The 17,442-nt window shown below is 45.4% G+C and carries 18 protein-coding genes; 3 read left to right on the top strand and 15 right to left on the bottom strand.

From position 1 onward, the window contains the following. Positions 1 to 127: 127 nt before the first annotated feature. From QFZ78_RS25255 to QFZ78_RS25225, 7 genes are all read right to left on the bottom strand, one after another. Positions 128 to 1,018, bottom strand: a complete 891-nt coding sequence (locus QFZ78_RS25255) for a CheR family methyltransferase (RefSeq protein WP_373461137.1) — start codon at positions 1,016 to 1,018, stop codon at positions 128 to 130. Further along, a complete protein-coding gene (locus tag QFZ78_RS25250) occupies positions 988 to 3,771 on the bottom strand; it encodes a CHASE3 domain-containing protein (protein WP_307551630.1) in 2,784 nt (927 codons plus the stop codon). Before QFZ78_RS25250 ends, QFZ78_RS25255 begins: the two co-directional genes overlap by 31 nt. A 100-nt stretch (positions 3,772 to 3,871) precedes the next feature. Further along, complete coding sequence (locus QFZ78_RS25245; protein ID WP_307551629.1) at positions 3,872 to 4,681, bottom strand: PPK2 family polyphosphate kinase; 810 nt, start codon at positions 4,679 to 4,681, stop codon at positions 3,872 to 3,874. 12 nt (positions 4,682 to 4,693) lie between these two features. Then, a complete protein-coding gene (locus tag QFZ78_RS25240) occupies positions 4,694 to 5,461 on the bottom strand; it encodes a sigma-70 family RNA polymerase sigma factor (RefSeq protein ID WP_307551627.1) in 768 nt (255 codons plus the stop codon). Then, on the bottom strand, positions 5,458 to 5,916 hold the full coding sequence (gene rsbW, locus QFZ78_RS25235) for an anti-sigma B factor RsbW (RefSeq protein WP_307551625.1): 459 nt from the start codon (positions 5,914 to 5,916) through the stop codon (positions 5,458 to 5,460). Before rsbW (QFZ78_RS25235) ends, QFZ78_RS25240 begins: the two co-directional genes overlap by 4 nt. Continuing rightward, positions 5,913 to 6,284: an STAS domain-containing protein gene (locus QFZ78_RS25230; RefSeq protein WP_057304436.1), complete on the bottom strand. Its 372-nt coding sequence runs from the start codon at positions 6,282 to 6,284 to the stop codon at positions 5,913 to 5,915. The genes rsbW (QFZ78_RS25235) and QFZ78_RS25230 overlap by 4 nt, the downstream gene beginning before the upstream one ends. A gap of 14 nt (positions 6,285 to 6,298) precedes the next feature. Beyond that, positions 6,299 to 6,754, bottom strand: a complete 456-nt coding sequence (locus QFZ78_RS25225) for a DUF948 domain-containing protein (protein WP_307551623.1) — start codon at positions 6,752 to 6,754, stop codon at positions 6,299 to 6,301. Positions 6,755 to 6,921: 167 nt separating this feature from the next. Here QFZ78_RS25225 and QFZ78_RS25220 point away from each other — a divergent pair, with 167 nt between their 5' ends. Continuing rightward, positions 6,922 to 7,380 (top strand): Dps family protein, encoded by a 459-nt coding sequence (locus tag QFZ78_RS25220; RefSeq protein WP_307551622.1) that lies wholly within the window; start codon positions 6,922 to 6,924, stop codon positions 7,378 to 7,380. Positions 7,381 to 7,824: 444 nt separating this feature from the next. Here the strand turns inward: QFZ78_RS25220 and rsbW (QFZ78_RS25215) are convergent, their stop codons facing one another. The 7 genes from rsbW (QFZ78_RS25215) to QFZ78_RS25185 all read right to left on the bottom strand — a co-directional run bounded on the left by rsbW (QFZ78_RS25215) (position 7,825) and on the right by QFZ78_RS25185 (position 15,064). After that, on the bottom strand, positions 7,825 to 8,259 hold the full coding sequence (gene rsbW, locus QFZ78_RS25215) for an anti-sigma B factor RsbW (protein WP_373460216.1): 435 nt from the start codon (positions 8,257 to 8,259) through the stop codon (positions 7,825 to 7,827). Further along, entirely contained in the window at positions 8,256 to 8,588 is a 333-nt protein-coding gene (locus tag QFZ78_RS25210; protein ID WP_307551619.1) for an STAS domain-containing protein, read from the bottom strand. The genes rsbW (QFZ78_RS25215) and QFZ78_RS25210 overlap by 4 nt, the downstream gene beginning before the upstream one ends. Before the next feature lie 135 nt (positions 8,589 to 8,723). Further along, positions 8,724 to 9,413 (bottom strand): hypothetical protein, encoded by a 690-nt coding sequence (locus tag QFZ78_RS25205; RefSeq protein WP_307551617.1) that lies wholly within the window; start codon positions 9,411 to 9,413, stop codon positions 8,724 to 8,726. Between the two features lie 30 nt (positions 9,414 to 9,443). After that, positions 9,444 to 10,598 (bottom strand): glucose-1-phosphate adenylyltransferase subunit GlgD, encoded by a 1,155-nt coding sequence (gene glgD, locus QFZ78_RS25200; RefSeq protein WP_307551615.1) that lies wholly within the window; start codon positions 10,596 to 10,598, stop codon positions 9,444 to 9,446. A 60-nt stretch (positions 10,599 to 10,658) separates the two neighbouring features. Continuing rightward, positions 10,659 to 11,843 carry a glucose-1-phosphate adenylyltransferase gene (locus QFZ78_RS25195; protein WP_307551614.1) on the bottom strand — a complete coding sequence of 395 codons (1,185 nt, stop codon included), beginning with the start codon at positions 11,841 to 11,843 and terminating at the stop codon, positions 10,659 to 10,661. 7 nt (positions 11,844 to 11,850) lie between these two features. Further along, positions 11,851 to 13,755 (bottom strand): 1,4-alpha-glucan branching protein GlgB, encoded by a 1,905-nt coding sequence (glgB, locus tag QFZ78_RS25190; RefSeq protein WP_307551612.1) that lies wholly within the window; start codon positions 13,753 to 13,755, stop codon positions 11,851 to 11,853. A gap of 175 nt (positions 13,756 to 13,930) precedes the next feature. Then, positions 13,931 to 15,064 carry a PP2C family protein-serine/threonine phosphatase gene (locus QFZ78_RS25185; protein ID WP_307551610.1) on the bottom strand — a complete coding sequence of 378 codons (1,134 nt, stop codon included), beginning with the start codon at positions 15,062 to 15,064 and terminating at the stop codon, positions 13,931 to 13,933. A gap of 259 nt (positions 15,065 to 15,323) precedes the next feature. Between QFZ78_RS25185 and QFZ78_RS25180 the strand changes: the two genes are divergently transcribed. Both QFZ78_RS25180 and QFZ78_RS25175 read left to right on the top strand, forming a co-directional pair. Continuing rightward, complete coding sequence (locus tag QFZ78_RS25180; protein WP_307551608.1) at positions 15,324 to 15,740, top strand: YtxH domain-containing protein; 417 nt, start codon at positions 15,324 to 15,326, stop codon at positions 15,738 to 15,740. A 63-nt stretch (positions 15,741 to 15,803) separates the two neighbouring features. Beyond that, positions 15,804 to 16,214, top strand: a complete 411-nt coding sequence (locus QFZ78_RS25175; protein ID WP_307551607.1) for a hypothetical protein — start codon at positions 15,804 to 15,806, stop codon at positions 16,212 to 16,214. Between the two features lie 68 nt (positions 16,215 to 16,282). On the opposite strand, the gene dgoD is transcribed toward QFZ78_RS25175, so the two are convergent. Then, positions 16,283 to 17,431, bottom strand: coding sequence for a galactonate dehydratase (gene dgoD / locus QFZ78_RS25170; RefSeq protein ID WP_307551606.1), 1,149 nt, complete (start codon positions 17,429 to 17,431; stop codon positions 16,283 to 16,285). Between the last annotated feature and the right edge of the window lie 11 nt (positions 17,432 to 17,442).

Genomic DNA, 17,442 nt, shown 5'->3' with positions numbered 1-17,442 from the left:
TGAAACAACCCTTATTTTCACAACTTTAAATCCATAATTAGCATTGTGGGTTGGGTTGGGCTACTCGCCGCCTCCTCCCATATTCAAAACAAAAAAAACACTCTCCAAGGGAAAGTGTCCAGCAAAATTATCTCTTACGATAAATTCGTTCCAGTGGTACGAAATCATCATATTGCACCCCTTCGGGCACGAAAAGAATGGATTCTTTTTTTCCTAAGCCTAGATACCCACCTGGAATTAAACTGCCATGAAATAGGCTGTGCACTTTCTGCTGCAGCTTCGTATCGAAATAGATCATGACATTGCGGCATAGGATGACATGGAATTCATTAAAGGAGCCGTCCGTTACGAGGTTGTGCTGCGCAAACATCAGATTTTCTTTCATCAGCGGCTGAAAATAAGCATATTGATGGTCTGTTGTATAGTACTCGGAGAAGGCTTTGGTCCCGCCAGATTCCAAGTAGTTCTTCGTATAGACTTGCATCTGCTTCAGTGGGAAAGCGCCTTTTTGCGCGCTCTCAATCGCTTTCTCATTCATATCCGTCGCATATATCTTCGTTCTTTCGGCCAAGCCTTCTTCCTGCATCAGGATCGCCATCGCGTACACTTCTTCTCCGGTGGCACAGCCTGCATGCCAAATCCGTATCTCAGGATACTTCCTAAGCTCGGGAACTACCTGACTTCGAAAAGCGCTGAAAAAGCTTGGATCTCTGAACATTTCTGTCACTCGGATCGACATGTCGTTCAATAATTGTTCCACGAAGCCAGGTTTATGCAGGACTTTCTCTAGCAGCGCTGTGATGGATGGCAATTTCTCTGCTTTCATGCGATTGAGAATTCTCCTGCGTAAGGATGAACGCACATAATGGCGGAAATCGAAACCATACATTTGATATAAGCCTTCCAAGAGCAGATTAATCTCGATATTTTGCAGCTCATCGTGGGGCAGTTCTTCTAATTCGGTGTAATGATCCAAGGACTGGCGAATCAATGTTTCTTCACCTGCTTCGTCAACCATACCCGCATAAGGGAGAATAGTTGATCCATATTCAGCGGCTTGGTGATATAGTCGGAAGCGCCGGACTCCAGACATTTCTCTTTCTCACTCTTCATTGCTTTCGCCGTTAGTGCAATGATGGGTAAATCGTGCAGCTGCAGCTGACCGCGAATCGCTTTCATCGCATCATAGCCCCCCATGACCGGCATCATAATGTCCATTAACACAAGGTCGTAATCGGAATCTACGGATAAAAGCTCCAGGGCATGCTTGCCATGATCAGCAATCTCCACGGTAACTCCCTTCGTCTCAAGTGCTGTGACTAGTGCGAAAACATTACGCGCATCATCGTCTACGAGAAGCACCCTTTTACCGTGAAACAATTGCGAATCTGAGCTTATGGGCTCAGCCATTTGCTGCTCCGCTATCAAGGAACTAGGTTCCGTCGAAACGGTTACCATGGTATCGAGTTTCAATTCCTCGCTAGCTGCTGCAATTTCCCCTCGCGGATAATCGTTCTCTTGAACCTCAGGCTCAGATTCACACGCATTAGGCACATAGAGGGTGAACGTGCTGCCCTTATGAAGCTCGCTTTTCACGACAATGGACCCACCAAGCAAACGCGTAAACTCGCGGCATATCGATAAACCAAGTCCTGTTCCGCCGTATTGCCGGTTCGTTGTACCATCCACCTGCTGGAATGCTTCGAAAATAACCTGCTGCTTATCGATTGGGATACCTATTCCGGTATCTGTAATCGAAATAGCCAGTACGATTTCTTCCGGATCTCTATGAAGCAGCTCTTTGACTCGAGAAGGGTCAGCGAGCGCAATTTTCATGGTTACAGAGCCTTGCTCGGTAAATTTAAAAGCGTTAGATAACAGATTCTTCACGATTTGCTGCAGGCGTTGGCCATCCGTCAGAATCACATTAGGCACATTAGGCTCCAAAATGACCTCGAAATCCAGCCACTTCTTATCCGCTACAGGATCAAACATCAGCTTCATTTGTTGCGGAATTTCGGTCACGTTGACCTCATCCGTCATAATTTCTATTTTACCCGCTTCGACTTTGGATAAATCAAGAATATCGTCAATCAGCGCGAGCAGATCATTGCCTGCAGCATAAACGACACGTGAATAATCCACGACCTCCGACATTTGCATTTCCCCGTTATTTTCCGCAAGCATTTGCGACAAAATCATAATGCTATTGAGCGGTGTTCGCAGCTCATGGGACATATTTGCAAGAAAATCTGATTTGTACCTCGAACTTGTCTGAAGCTTAAGCGAGAACTCTTCCAGCTCATCTTTCGCTTTCTTTAACTCTAACGCTTTCTGCTCCGCGAAATGGTTCTGTTCCTCTAGGAACTCATTCGTCATCCGCAGCTGCTCTTGCTGCATCTGGAGCTCTTCTGACTGTGTTTGCAGTTCTTCCGATTGTGACTGCAGCTCTTCCGTCAACATCTGTGACTCCGAAAGCAGACGCTCTACTTCCATTCGGCTTCGCACACTCGTAATCGCCGTTCCGAATTTCTCTTGCAGCAAATCAACCAACGTAAGATGCCTCGATTGGAAGGGCTGAAGAGAAGCTAACTCAATAACTGCCTCGGCTTTGCCCTCCACAATGATAGGAGCAACCAGTAGGCTTTGAGGTGTGGAGACGCCTAAGCCTGACATTACTTTAATATGGTTCTCCGGGAGATTGTCCATCAGGAAAATCCGCTTATCTACGGCACATTGACCGACTAAGCCTTCCCCTAGTTGAAAGCTAGCAGATGAGGGATCTACCCCGGATGCCGCATATCCTGCTATTTTCACATACCGAGTCTCGCCCCCAACGTTATTACGGAGGTATACAACACCATAGACGGCATCCAGCATAGGAGCTAGCTTACTCACAAAGGTTTCACTCAATTCAGTGATATCGTTAATCCCCTGATACAAGATCGAAACTTCAGTTATATTGGTTTGAATCCAGTTTTGCTTATCTAAGCTTGCCAGCAAATCATTCGTTGCTTCCACCAACACTCTAATCTCGTCATTGGTTGTCACTTCGATTCTAGCATCTAGATTTCCTTCAGAAGCTGTAATATCTCGAATTGTCTTAATGACTCGATTGATCGTGCTAGTTATCGAATTGGACAAAAATAAAGCCACCAGAACGGAGAAAATGGAAGTAATACCCAAAACAATAAAAAGAACAACTCTAAGATTATAGTTGCTTTTCGCTAGTTGATCGACTCTTGCAGCCGTTAACTGCTGTTCAACCCTAAGAAAGGAATCAAACTGCGTACGCAGCTGATCCATCCATTTTCTTCCTGAATTTTGTTTAAATAAATCATTAATGGCTGCTGTATTGTTTTCTTTTTTCAACTTAACAACGTTTTCGCCAGCATTCTGGATCCAGTTCTGAATCGTTGGTTTAATCTGCTCCAAGCTTTTCTGTTGTGCAGGATTTTCACTTATTAAAAGATGAAGCTTATTATAATTATCGAGCCATGCTCGGCTTCCGGCCTCATAGGGATCCAAGTACTGCTCATCCCCTGTAATGACGTAGCCTCGCATCCCCGTTTCCATATCGATCATATTTTTCTGTATAACGTTTAGGAGATCGCGTACTTCAATGTCATGCGTGGATATGAAGTCTACTTCCTTCTGAAGAGAGGTTATTCGATCACTCACAACTAAAAGGGCTGCCCCTAAACATAGAATAATACAGACATATCCTAAAGTAATTTTAGCCTTTATGCTGACAGGAATAGATTTAAACATGTTTGCCTCCTAGTACAGTTCGTAGCGAATGTTATGTTAACATTCTACTATTCTCACTATACCACATTAAGAGAGCTAGAGAGATAGTTTGCGCTTGCTTCTATAATTGATCCAGCAACTGATCGAGCTCCGGATCGGATTCCGGATAAGCTAAATTCATGCTTTCCAACGCTTCTACAGCAATTTGTAGAACGGCCCAATCTCGGTACCAGCGATGATTAGCAGGCACGACATACCACGGAGCAGAAGACGAGCTGCACTGCTTAAACACATCTTCATAAGCCTTCTGGTATTCGTCCCAAGATTCTCGCTCCACGAGATCATTCTTGTCGAATTTCCAACGTTTGGTTGGATCCGTTAGCCGATTCCGCAACTTTGCAAGTTGGAAATCCTTCGAGATATGCAGGAAAATCTTAACGATTTTCACACCGCTGCTCTCCAGCAATTTCTCAAATCGGTTAATGTGCTTAAATCGACTCTTCGCTTCTGAATCGGTAATCGAGTTGTGTACTCGGGTTATCAGTACATCCTCATAATAAGACCGAATGAAAGCCCCGATCATTCCTTTCGCAGGCACAACCTTATGAGCGCGCCACAAGAAATCATGAGCGGCTTCCTCTTCGGTAGGCGTTCTGAAGCTGCTTACTTGAAAGCCCTGTGGATGCAGTCTTCCGAGCGCACGCTTAACGACGCCATCTTTGCCGCTGCAATCCATGCCCTGAATCACAAAAAGAACAGACTGCTTCTTCTCGGCGTACAGGATATTTTGCAAGGTTTCTAATCGCTCACTCAGAAACTCGATAGTCGGTTCGGCCTCTTCCCGATCGTGAAGGGCTCCAGTTTCATTAGTATCAATGCTTTCTAAGCGTACTTTCTTCCCGTATTCCAATTGAAAATGGTTGCCCGGCATCCGGTAGCCCCCTTACGTGCTCTGGTTTAAGACAGTCTTCAGCTTATCAATCGCCCGCTTTTGAATCCGGGATACACTCATCTGAGAAATCCCTAATTGGTCAGCAATGTGCCGTTGCGATTGTCCTTCATGATAGATAAGACCAATAACAGTGCGTTCTTCCTCTTTCAAACAAGTCATCGCCTCTTCAAGATCCATACGTCTCTCGAGGGTTTGATAGTCATCCGTTGGACCAGCGATCATATCGCCAATCGTCGCACTATCCCCATCACTCGTGAGCGGAGTATCCAGTGAAGTGTAATTATAATAATCGCGGCCTGCCAGAATCTCAATCGTTTCTTCCGGACTCAGCTCCAAATAAGCCGCAATCTCATCGATACTCGGCGAACGTTCAAACTTCATAGTTAGCTCATCCAGGGCACGCTGGACAAGCGAACCTTTCTCCTTAATTCGTCTTGGAACCTGTATGTACCATGACTTGTCACGCAAATAATTTTTCAGATGACCAATTAAGCTTTTCATGGCATAGGCTTCAAACGGAATCTCCATGGTGCTGTCATACTGTACAAAAAGCCGCAGCATCGACATCTGTCCAACTTGAAATAAATCCTCATATAAATCAGGACGGCTCCGCGACATCTTGCCTACGGCCATACGAACAATGGGTTCATAATGCAGTAGCAGCGCCGTAGCCGTCTCTTGACAAGCGGTTTCCTTATAGATCTTCATTTTCGAGTACATTTCATATAACGGTTTCGAGGATGATGCATTCGCATTCATACCATTTCCTCTTTTCTATTCAGCTGGCTTGCCAGTTGCTTCGTCAGAATAACCTCGGTTCCTTTACCGTTATGCGTCAGTACTTGTACATCATCCATTAAAGCTTGCATCAGGAACAAACCTAGTCCCCCCACCGTCGCTTCACTGATGGATTTATGGTGCAGCGAGGCTGCGTCGGCATCTGTTTGAACATAATTAAAGCTATTGCCTTCATCCTTCACAGAAATCCTCAAAAATCCGCTGCTGTGTTCAAATTGAACCTCCACGGTTCCTGACTGGTCATGAGAGTAAGCATGCAGGATCGCATTATTGCAAGCTTCTGCCACAGCAACCTTCATATCTTCAATATCTTCGAAGGAAAAGCCCGCTTTGGTGGCAACGCCATATAAAGTGAGTCGAACAATATCTAGATATTCTGCCTTTGCCGGTATCGTAAGGCCAATGTATGGGCTCATATGATTTCTTCTTTCCTTTCTGTTACACCTTTGTTTTGACTTTGGTCTTCACGACCTACCAAATAGCGGGCTATGCCAGTTAGTTCGAATAGTCGCTGGATTTTGGCAGGGATGTGATGTATACGGAAGGCTGCCTTCATCGCAGCTCTCACTTTAAGCACGGAAACAATCATACCAATTCCGGTACTGTCAATATAACGCAACTCTTTTAAATCTAACGTTAGAATCTCATTTCCTTTATGAACGACCGAGTCAAGCGCTGTGGCCAGCTCCGATGCAGCAGATAAATCGAGTTCTCCACTTAAGTATATGATATTTTCTTTCCCATTCGATTGTTTGTAGACAGTAAATTTACGTATAGCGTTCACAAGATGACCCCTCTCTATTTCGTAACACCGGTTTGCGGTGATTTCTTGGCTTTCATTTTTTGCAACATCTCATACGAGATGGCAACTCCTTGCAAGATCGTCTTCCATTTCGTACTAAGCGGCTGAGTTTGTTGGGTTAAATTCGTTTGTTTAACGGCTGAGATTAAACTCGTGGCTGATTGTTTCACCGACGATGTTAACTCGTGAATCACTTGTCCTACATCGTTAACCGAGCTGAACAGATGATTAAGCTTCGACAGCTTCACACGCACATCTATGGCCATCTCATTGGTATTGAGAATAACGTCCTGTACTTCCGAACTGATCTGTGTGACTTCATCCTTCATTTGGCCCATCGTTAATGTGATCTCATCTAATGAGTTTTTCAGTGATTTCAAAGTTTGAATCAAATAGAAGACAAGGAATACAAACGCAACGGCTGCAATGATCGCACTAATTTGTACTAACATTTCAATCACCCCTATCTGCTTAATTACTTATTGCTTACCCCCGTTCTTGGCATCTGAAACAATGTATGCTGAAATTTTCGATTTACTTTCCTTTCTGTTTCAAGCGGAATATGACAGGGTACTTATACGTAAGCACAACCATACTAATTAAGTGGAGGGATTTCATAATGGTCAAAACCGCAACGAAAGCAAGTCCGATTACGGAGATTCTTGACAAGCAGGTCGCTAACTTTTCGATTCTCTATATGAAGCTGCATAACTATCATTGGTATGTGAAAGGTGAGAATTTCTTTACCCTACATATCAAATTCGAAGAATTATATACAGAGGCTGCCTTGCATCTAGACGTCATCGCGGAGAGAATGCTATCACTTCGTACCATTCCGACAGCTACCTTGCAGGAACATTTGGCCACAGCGTCCATTAAGGAAGCTAAGAATGAGGATACGGCTGAGCAAATGGTGAAGCAGCTGGTGAGTGACTTTACCCGCATTTGCTCGGAGCTGACAGAGGGAATTGAACTTGCTGAAGAGCAAAAAGATCAACCGACAGCCGATCTGCTCATCGGAATTCGCTCATCGCTCGAGAAGCACAGCTGGATGCTGGATGCGTACCTTGGCAAATAGTTTGTAAAAGCACTCTTACGCCGTCCTTGCTCGAGAGAGTTGGTAACGGTTGGTGCCGCAAGTTATGCTGCCCAACACGTAATTGTTCTTCATTCGTTTGCTACCCGCGTACTTGTTGTACTTTGTACAACATTAAGCAAGCTAATCCGCGTTTCCAAGCGATTGTTGCAACAAATACAACAATTCCAGCCTAAAGTAGCTAAATAGCTTATAAAAGGGCTAAATTGTTGTATAACATACAACATCCTGAGTTTTTTAAGAAGAAATCAAGGGAATTGTTGTACGCTGTACAACTTGCTTTTCTAATTGTCCATTTCCCAAAAACCGGAAAACAAAAATGTAGGTGAACATAGTCTCTTACTGAGAGACTTCTTACTGAGAGATTGTACTTGTATATACAACCTCACTTCGCTTAGCAAAAAACCACGGATCGGCGGTTTCCCGTCAATCCGTGGTTTTGTTTTGGACATATTTGACGAGCGTGACTTCGGTTCCTCGGTCTATTTTCACGATAACTTCATCCATCAGCGCTTGCATGAGATAAATGCCAAGGCCTCCAGACTGTAGTTCACTTGGCGAAGCCCCAGACAAAGGCACCGTATGCTCGGGGCGTTCTTGATAATTAAAACCTGTGCCATCATCTTTCACTTTCACAGTCAACCTGTCGTCTCCGGGCTCATAGCTAATTTCAATTTGCCCACTGCCACTCTGCGGTTCCCCGTGAAGTACAGCATTGTTGCAAGCCTCCGAAACCGCTACCTTCATATCCTCGATATCTTCATAAGTGAAACCTAACTTGGTAGCAACCCCATAGAGACTGAGCCTTACAATATCCAAGTATTCCGCTGCCGCGGGTATCTGTAAACGAATCACATTCATGCGCTTCCTTCGATCCCTTCGTTCAGGAATCCTGAGATTCCCGTAAGATCAAACAACCTCTTAATGCCGTCCGGGATATTACTGACCGTGAACGGCGCTTTCAACTCATCCCGAATTTTCAAGGCTGAGACCATAATGCCAATCCCCGTGCTATCAATATACCTCAACTGCCCGACATCGAGGATTAACGCCTTATCCGCCCGATGAACAACCGCTTCGAGCGCATGACGGAACGTTAAGGCCGCAGCCAAATCGAGCTCCCCACTGATACGAAGCTGTATAGATTTCTCCAATTCTTCTTGATCAACTTGGAACTTCTCTGTTGACATTAGCCACACACACTCCCTTACGTTATTCTTTCTCTAAATAGTAACAAGCCTCTACCTTTTACACAAGCTTTGTCTAAAATAGGAAGATATCCCTACACAAGCCTTCAAGCTGACCACAGAGGCCAGCTGAAGACATTAGGTGCTTGAAAGATGATAATAATCGATGGATATCAGTTCTTGTGTCTCTGATTCAATAAAAAGCTTAATCAGTGCTTCTCTCCGCTGAAAGACGATACCATCCTCCGCTGCGTAATCGGGTTCCCCTAGCAGCCGCTTCACATCTGTTATCGTCAATGGAATCCGTTGATCATTGATTTGAACGTGCCCAGCCTTGACTGGAATTTGAACAAAAGTCACGATATCATCTTGGAAACCAATATTCATATCCGGATATTCATACGTAAGGGCTCCAATAAAGCGGGGATCTTGGACAATCGTTAGTGGATACCCTTTCTTAGCAATGACTGACTCTGTATCATCGTATAGTGATATTCCCTCTAAGCTATGTAGTATAAGCACCAAAGAATTAGCCTCAGCTGCCTGCATACTAGTACTAATATCATTGCTAGTCTCCGCTTGGGCAGCGGCAAGAGTAGGCGGCAGAACGGGTAGGAAAGTGTCATCTGATCCTTCCGGATTCAGACTGATGATCTCCGGTGAAAGGATGATCTCCGGTTCACCGATTTGTTCTGAAGTTGTCCATCTGACGACAATTATCGCTAGAATAAAGACTAAAAAGAACAAAGCTAGCTTATAGACACGGCTGCGGTAACCCGTTATGTGTGTTAGCAGCTTAGCACCTTTGTCACGTAACATTACGTTCATAACCGATCCTCCTACTCTCGCACCTTTGGATTAGATTACTTCACTTTTCTCAGCCACAAAAGGATGTGCGTACTGACCGCATAACACGGCCCCTTGCTCTACAACGACCTGCTTGTCCAAAATAACACGGTCCAAATACACGCTTGCTTCAATTGCACAATCATGCATGATGACACTATTCTTAACACTGGCACCTTTACTTACCGTCACACCTGGAAACAAGATGCTGTTCTCCACATAGCCTTCAATCCGGCAGCCATGAGCGACGAACGAATTACGGATCAGCGCGTCATGGTTACAGGCCGTTGCTTGTTCTACCTCTTTTCGCGTATAGACAAACTCTTGATTAATCATGAATTGCTTCCAACCTTGCGGTTGCAGGAGATCCATGCTGTGCACATAGTAACTGTCCACGGAATCCATAATCGCCATATACCCATGATTGGCATAGCCTTGTACATGAATATCGGCCAGATGAGCCCAGATGACCTCTTTCAGATAGATCTCGCTCCCGCGCTTCAAGCTCTTCTCAATGAGATCGATCAGTAGCTTCCGTTCCATAACCATCGTATCCAAATCGATATTTTGCGGTGTTAAGCTCGGCAGTGCGTGATAAGTCTGAGAGGCGCTAATCACGCGGCCTTGATCATTCATCTCCAAGTTGTAAGCGCGACCAATATGAGCATGACGGTCAATCTCTGTCAAATGTTTAAAAAGTACCGTAATTTCCGCATCACTGCTGAGGTGAAAATCGACCATATTTTCGAAATTAGAACGATAAATAACGCTGCTAGGCGCAAGCAAAATATAGGTTTCGGTGCACGACCTTAAATAATCGAGATGACTGTAGAGATGAAGGAGATCGCCATGGTCGAGATCTCGTGTATCACTCGCGGGATCTATCCACAGGGAGAAAGGCGGGAGAATAGAGAACCCTCCTGTATCCGAAGCATCTAACCCCCAGTGATGCCCGTCACCCACATGTTCAAGCAGTGAATCCGCCTTCGAATTAGCCAAAACGACGACTTTCTGAATGCCCGAATTGCTCATATTAGAAAGCGCAAAATCTACTAGTCGGTACTGACCCGCAAAAGGCACAGCAGCGACACAACGATTTCGGGTTAGCGTTGATAAATCATCCTGTTCATTCATGAGATTGATCATGCCAAGAACATCTTTCATCATACACTCCTCCTTAGAGCTTTGCTTCAGCAAAGCTATCTTCGTAAGCATTTACTACCTCAATTAACCGAAATTCAGCCTCGTATCCGTCAGCTTAGCAGGTATCTTAGCTGGATAATGACGTCCTACCACTGTTTTCTCACCTACTGCAATAATCTCTGCACCACCTGGCTTACCAACAATAGCTCCATCTTTGATAATGGATCCTTCTCCAATAACAGCATTAAGAATAAGTGCATTTTTTCCAATCTGTACACCTGGCATAATGACACTGTTCAGCACTCTACTATTTTCTCCAACTCTAACACCATCAAATAGAACAGAATGATTCACATGACCATGAATGGTTGCGCCGTCTCCTATCACTGCATTGTTCACTCTAGCACCTAGGGCGACATGGCTTTTCGGAAGATCACGCTCTTGGGTCAGTACAGGCCATGTATCATGATCCAAATGCAGCCTTGGCGTATAACCAAGTAAATCCATATGGGATTCCCATAGGCTTTCGATCGTACCGACATCTTTCCAATACCCTTTAAATGGATAAGCGGATAAATAGGCACCTGCCGCCAACAGTCCAGGAATAATATCATGACCAAAATCATGACTCGATGTCATATCTTTCGCATCTTGTTCCAGGCATGCCTTCAGCACTTCCCAATTAAATATATAAACGCCCATGGAAGCCAGATTGCTAACAGGTTTGAGTGGTTTCTCAGCAAATCCGGTAATCCGGTGATGCTCGTCCGTATTCATAATGCCGAATCGGCTCGCTTCTTCCCATCTCACTGGAATAACCGAAAGCGTTGCATCGGCACCAGAAGCTTTATGATGCTCGAGTATAGCTCTGTAATCCATATGATAAATATGATCACCAGAAATAATTAACACGTAGCTTGGATCATGTGCACGAAGGTAGGATATATTTTGATAGATGGCATCCGCTGTTCCCGAATAAGCATTCGGAGCGCTAACCTGCCTTTCCAGAATAGAGATGCCGCCGCTTTCATTCACCATGCCCCAGACTTCCCCTTTGCCAATATGGGCATGCAAAACAGCTGGCTTGTACTGCGTCAGCACACCGACCGTATCCATACCGGAATTACGGCAATTGCTCAAGGTAAAGTCGATAATTCTATATTTTCCGCCAAAATGAACAGCCGGCTTAGCGACATTTTTAGTTAAAGGACCCAATCTAGTTCCTTCACCGCCAGCTAATAACATGGCTACACATTCCCGCTTTTTCATAGTCATCTCATCCTTCCGAAGGAATATATTTGAGTACGATTGCTGCCAGGGGAGGTATCGATACCGTTATGCTGTGCGGACAATCCTGGCATGTCCACTCTTCGGAGACTAGCGTTCTGTCATTCGTCACGCCCGATCCACCGAATTCTTGCTTATCACTATTAAAGACCTCCTGATAACGCCCGGGCCTCATCACCCCTAGTCGATATCCCTCATGAGCCTCAGGCTTAAAATTACAGATGATGACGAGCTGTTCATTGCCGTTTTCCGAGTTTCGAATGAAAGACACAAGTCCATCGCTTTTATCCTCAGCGTTAATCGGTTCGAAGCCGATCGGTTCATAATCCAACTCCCATAAGGCTCTCTCCGCTATGTAGAAGTGATTCATATTTTTCACAAAATGCTCAAATTGCTGATGTTCTTCGAATTTCAATAAATCCCATTCCAGCGAAGCTTCCGAATTCCAATCATCGATCTGACCGAATTCATTCCCCATAAAAAGCAGCTTTTTGCCCGGATGACCCATCATATAGGTGTACAGCACTCGCAGATTAGCGAAACGCTGCCAGTTATCGTCACCTGACATTTTACCGAGAAGGGATTTGTTGGAATGAACCACTTCATCATGCGCATAGGGGAGAATATAATTTTCATCCCAAGCATTTAGCAGCGAATTCGTCAATTGATCTTCCTGACTTCTGCGTTCTTCCTGATTTTTCTTCATATACGTAAGCGTGTTCCACGTAAAGCCTAAGTTCCATTTGTAATTAAAGCCTAGTCCGCCATTCTCGACGGGAGCGGTTACGCCTGGATAAGAGCTCGTATCCTCTGCCATCATCAGTGCATTGGGATACCTGGAGAATACGACGGCATTCAGTTTCTGGAGGAAGGCAATTCCTTCGAGATTCTCATCGCCGCCCTTTTCATTCACAATACGCTCCTCTTCTTCTCGATCGAAATTCAGCGTTAGTATGCTATAAACCGCATCCACTCTTAACCCATCAATATGATAGACATCCATCCAAAATAGGGCATTAGAGATTAGGAAACTAAGAACTTCCGGCTTTGCGTAATCGAATACCTGCGTCCCCCAAGTAGGATGTTCACCTTTTCGGCTGTCTGCATATTCATAAAGCGGTGTCCCATCGAATCGGGTCAAGCCGTGAGCGTCCTTGCAAAAATGTGCGGGCACCCAATCCATAATGACCCCAATTCCCTTCTGGTGGCAGCGGTCTACGAAGTACATGAAGTCCTTCGGTGATCCAAATCGGCTAGTCACTGAGAAGTAGCTGGTTACCTGATAGCCCCAAGACGCATCCAGAGGATGTTCCTCTAACGGCATCAGCTCAATATGGGTATAGCCCCGTTCATGCACATAATCGACTAGCCCATCAGCTAATTCCACATAACTGTAGAATCCGCCGTCCTCCTTGCGCTTCCAACTGCCCAAATGCACCTCGTAGATAAGGAGCGGCTGTTGTAGGAATTGGTTTGACGTGTTGTTCGCCAACCACGCCTCGTCCTGCCATTCATAACCTTCCAGTGAGGTCACAATAGAAGCCGTTCCGGGTCGAAGCTCGGAATGAAACGCATAAGGATCTGACTTTAGATAGCATTCATCGTCCAAAGTGACGATTTCATATTTATATAGTGTGCCTTCACCTAGTTCCGGAATGAACAGCGTCCATACGCCATCTGCTAGCGACATCTCGTGATTGCTGCCATTCCATCCATTGAAGCTGCCTGAAACGTTAACCTGTTTGGCATTTGGCGCCCAAACTGCGAAGTTAACCCCCATCTGACCACTGCGCTCTTCCACATGGGAACCCAGAAAATGATAACTTTGATACTGCGTCCCCTCATGTAATAAATACAAAGCGTCTGAACTGGCTTCCGATGCCAATGTCGTCATCCCAATTCCTCCCAACGTGTTGGACTAATACTCCTTATTACACGCCTTCGGGTCTATTGAAACAAAAAAAGCACAAGTTTTATTCCCCATTTGGGATAAAACTTGTGCGTCCGTGACGTTTATAAACCACTTTCGCCAATCTGCTATCGGAGACGATATTTTTCGCCGCTAACTACTACGTTGTTATCATAACCAAGCACATATCGTCTTGCGGAGAACCCGTTTTGGCATAAGGATAAATGCGCTCAACCAAGCCGTCTGGATCGTGCGTCGTCGTCTCCTTCAAGCTTCCCATGATTTTGGTGATGCCGTCCTCTTGTTCATCATCTAGCCACTCCGACAGACCGTCAGTGAACAAGACAATTCGGGCTTCCTTCTCATAGGGAATAACACCTTTGGTAATCTCAATCCCCTCAAAAAAGCCGAGGGCACAACAGCCTTCTGTCAGCAATTTCACTTCACCGTCTAGAAGCGCGATGCCTGCGGGATGTCCGGCATTCACATACTCTATCGTGCGCCGTTCCGTATCCAGGACCATATAAATCGCTGTAAAATAGTAATTAATCAGGTTATCTGATTGATGCAGCTGATTCATCCGCCCATTCAGCTCACGCATCACGCCTTCCGGATCACAGATGTTCGTGATGGTATCCTTCAAAGCGGAATAAATATACATGCAAACAAGCGAAGACGAAATGCCATGCCCCATCATATCCAGTAAAATGATCCCATGCTGATTCGGCCCGATCGAATACCAGGCATAGAAGTCACCCGCAAGCTCAGAGGAAGGCTTATAGACCGCTGAGATCTGGATATGCTCATCCTTAAGGGGGCTGCTCAGCACACTAAGCTGGACTTGCTTGGCCAAATCAAGCTCATACTTAATCCGCTTGTCCCGCTCTTTGTGCCAATCCTTCTCATATTTCAAGCGGAGCGTAGAACGAATACGCGCAAGCAGCTCCACCTTATTGATCGGCTTCATCACATAATCGAGTGCCCCGGCATCCAGCGCTTCAGCCAGTTTATTGGAATCCCCCATCGCCGTCACGAAAATAATCGGAATATCCCGGAACCTTTCGTCGGCTTGAACTGTTCGACAAGCTTCCACCCCATCAATTTCCGGCATCATCATATCCATCAAAATCAAATCAACCGGTACTTCAACCGTACTTGGTGAATCCATATCCAATAATTGATACAGCTCTCTGGCAGAAGACACCATAACCAAATCGGTGTAACCGGCTTTAAGCAGGATTTTTTCAATAATAAGTAAATTCGTCGCGTTGTCGTCTACTATCACAATACTCATGCTCGAACCCCTTTCGGGTAAAAGATAACGGAAACCCTCATCGTAGTTTAACATAATTTATTATCAAACATGTTGATCGTTTATTTTATCTACTACCCATTTGAAAAAAATTCAATCACAATGCTGCTCGGGCTTCCTCGCTTCTATAATGAAACGGAAATAAAAATGGGTTTTTATGTTTCAAAAAAAAGAAAGAAGGTTACATTCTAGTATAAAGCATGGCAACACCACAACACCCAAACTAAAGGAGAGATGACTCATGAGTGAAGCAGTCGGAACAAACAAAGGCGGACTATTGTTAGGTTTAGTAATCGGCGGCGCTGTAGGCGCGGTAACCTCATTGTTATTAGCCCCTAAAGCCGGGTCGGAGCTGCGTGAAGACTTGTCGAATACGTATCGCACGTTCAATGATAAAACAAGCCAATTGGCTTCCGCTGTAGGTCAGAAAACACAGGATATTGTCTCAACCGTAAGTGACAAAACACAAGATATCGCATCAGCTGTTAGTGAGAAGACGCAGGAAGTTGCTTCAGCAGTTAGTGAGAAAACAAAGGATATGGCCAGCTCCGTTAGCCATCAAGCTTCAGAAGCCGCTGATAAGGCCAAAGAAAGCAAACAGCTTGCAGCTGAGTCTTTACAGGCTGCCAAAACGAATTACCAAAATAATCAACATTAAGTATCACATAGATTCGCAAGGACGGTGTACGCTTTTGACGTATGCTTGAATGGAGGAATTACAATGGATAAAGGCACTCTGCATCAACAGTTAACCGATCTGGGGTTAGATCGTATCGAATACACGGAGAAATCGGTCTATAAATTCGATATTTATCACGATGCCACATCAGCCGCCTACCCACTTACGTTAACCACATTCACCTCTGAGCACGGGAATACAACCGTTCATTTCCATGAAGCCGACTTTCAAGAAAACGAATTCGTTCCTCTGCAAGTTCGCCGGACGGCACTGGATAAATTAATTGAATTAGAGCGGATCTGTAACGGCTCAGCCGGCAAATCCATGGAAGCCAACAATGGCTCCATGGCGCAGGATATGGATGAGATGAAGAAGCTGGGTAATGAAATGAAACATATGAAAACGAATAGCGAACTGCTGGAAAAGAATATGATTCCTGATCCGATTCAGTAGCTCAAGGATAAACCGAAAGAGCCTCAATTCCATGAAGATGGAATTGAGGCTCTTTCGTGCTGTTTCACTTACCACTCGGCTACTGTACCATCGGCTTGACGCCAAACTGGATTTTTCCAGTTATGACCAATTGCAGCCATTTCTCTTACTTTATCTTCATTGATCTCGATGCCAAGACCTGGAGCTGTTAGATTGGCTACGAAGCCTTCTTCATACTTAAACACAGAAGGATCTTTCAAATAATCGAGTAAATCACTGCCTTGATTGTAGTGAATGCCGAGACTTTGCTCCTGAATGAAGGCATTCGGAGAGCACGTATCCAACTGCAGGCATGCTGCCAAGGCGATAGGGCCTAACGGACAGTGCGGCGCAATTGCAATATCGTAGGCTTCCGCCATCGCGGCGATTTTACGTGTTTCCAAGATGCCTCCAGCATGGGAAAGATCGGGTTGGATAATGTCCACGATTCCTTGGGCCAACAGCTCTTTGAAGCCCCAGCGCGTATACATCCGCTCTCCCGTGGCAATCGGACACGAGGTGTAACGAGCGATCTCTTTAAGCGCTTCATTATTTTCAGGCAAAACAGGCTCTTCAATGAACATTGGCCGGTACGGCTCTAGTTCCTTGACGATGATTTTGGCCATCGACTTGTGCACGCGGCCGTGGAAATCGATGCCGATGCCAACGTCCTTGCCGACGGCTTCGCGTACCGCGGCAATGCGCGCAATAGCTTCATCCACTTTGCTGATGGAGTCAATGTAGTGCATTTCCTCGGTGGCATTCATTTTCACCGCCGTAAATCCAGCAGCGACCTGCAGTTTGGCCGCTTGACCTACGTCGCTCGGGCGGTCCCCGCCGATCCACGAATAGACACGCGTCTTGTCGCGGCAAGCACCGCCAAGCAGATCATAGACGGGCGCATTATAGAACTTGCCCTTAATGTCCCAGAGTGCTTGCTCAATGCCTGAGATTGCACTGGTCAAGATGGGTCCTCCGCGGTAGAAGCCGCCGCGGTACAGCACTTGGAACATATCCTCAATCCGCATCGGATCCTTGCCAATGATCTGATCGCTCATTTCCATCACCGCTGCTGCAACAGTATCCGCCTTGCCCTCTACGACGGGCTCTCCCCATCCCGTAATGCCCTCATCCGTCTCGATTTTCAGAAATAACCATCTTGGCGGCACCTTAAACAGTTCCAACTTCGTAATTTTCATGATTATCGTCC

The organism is Paenibacillus sp. V4I5 (assembly GCF_030817255.1).
In the GTDB taxonomy this organism is placed as follows: Bacteria; Bacillota; Bacilli; order Paenibacillales; family NBRC-103111; genus Paenibacillus_E.
Note: the sequence above shows the minus strand (reverse complement) of the source record. Positions and strands in the feature narration are given on the sequence as shown.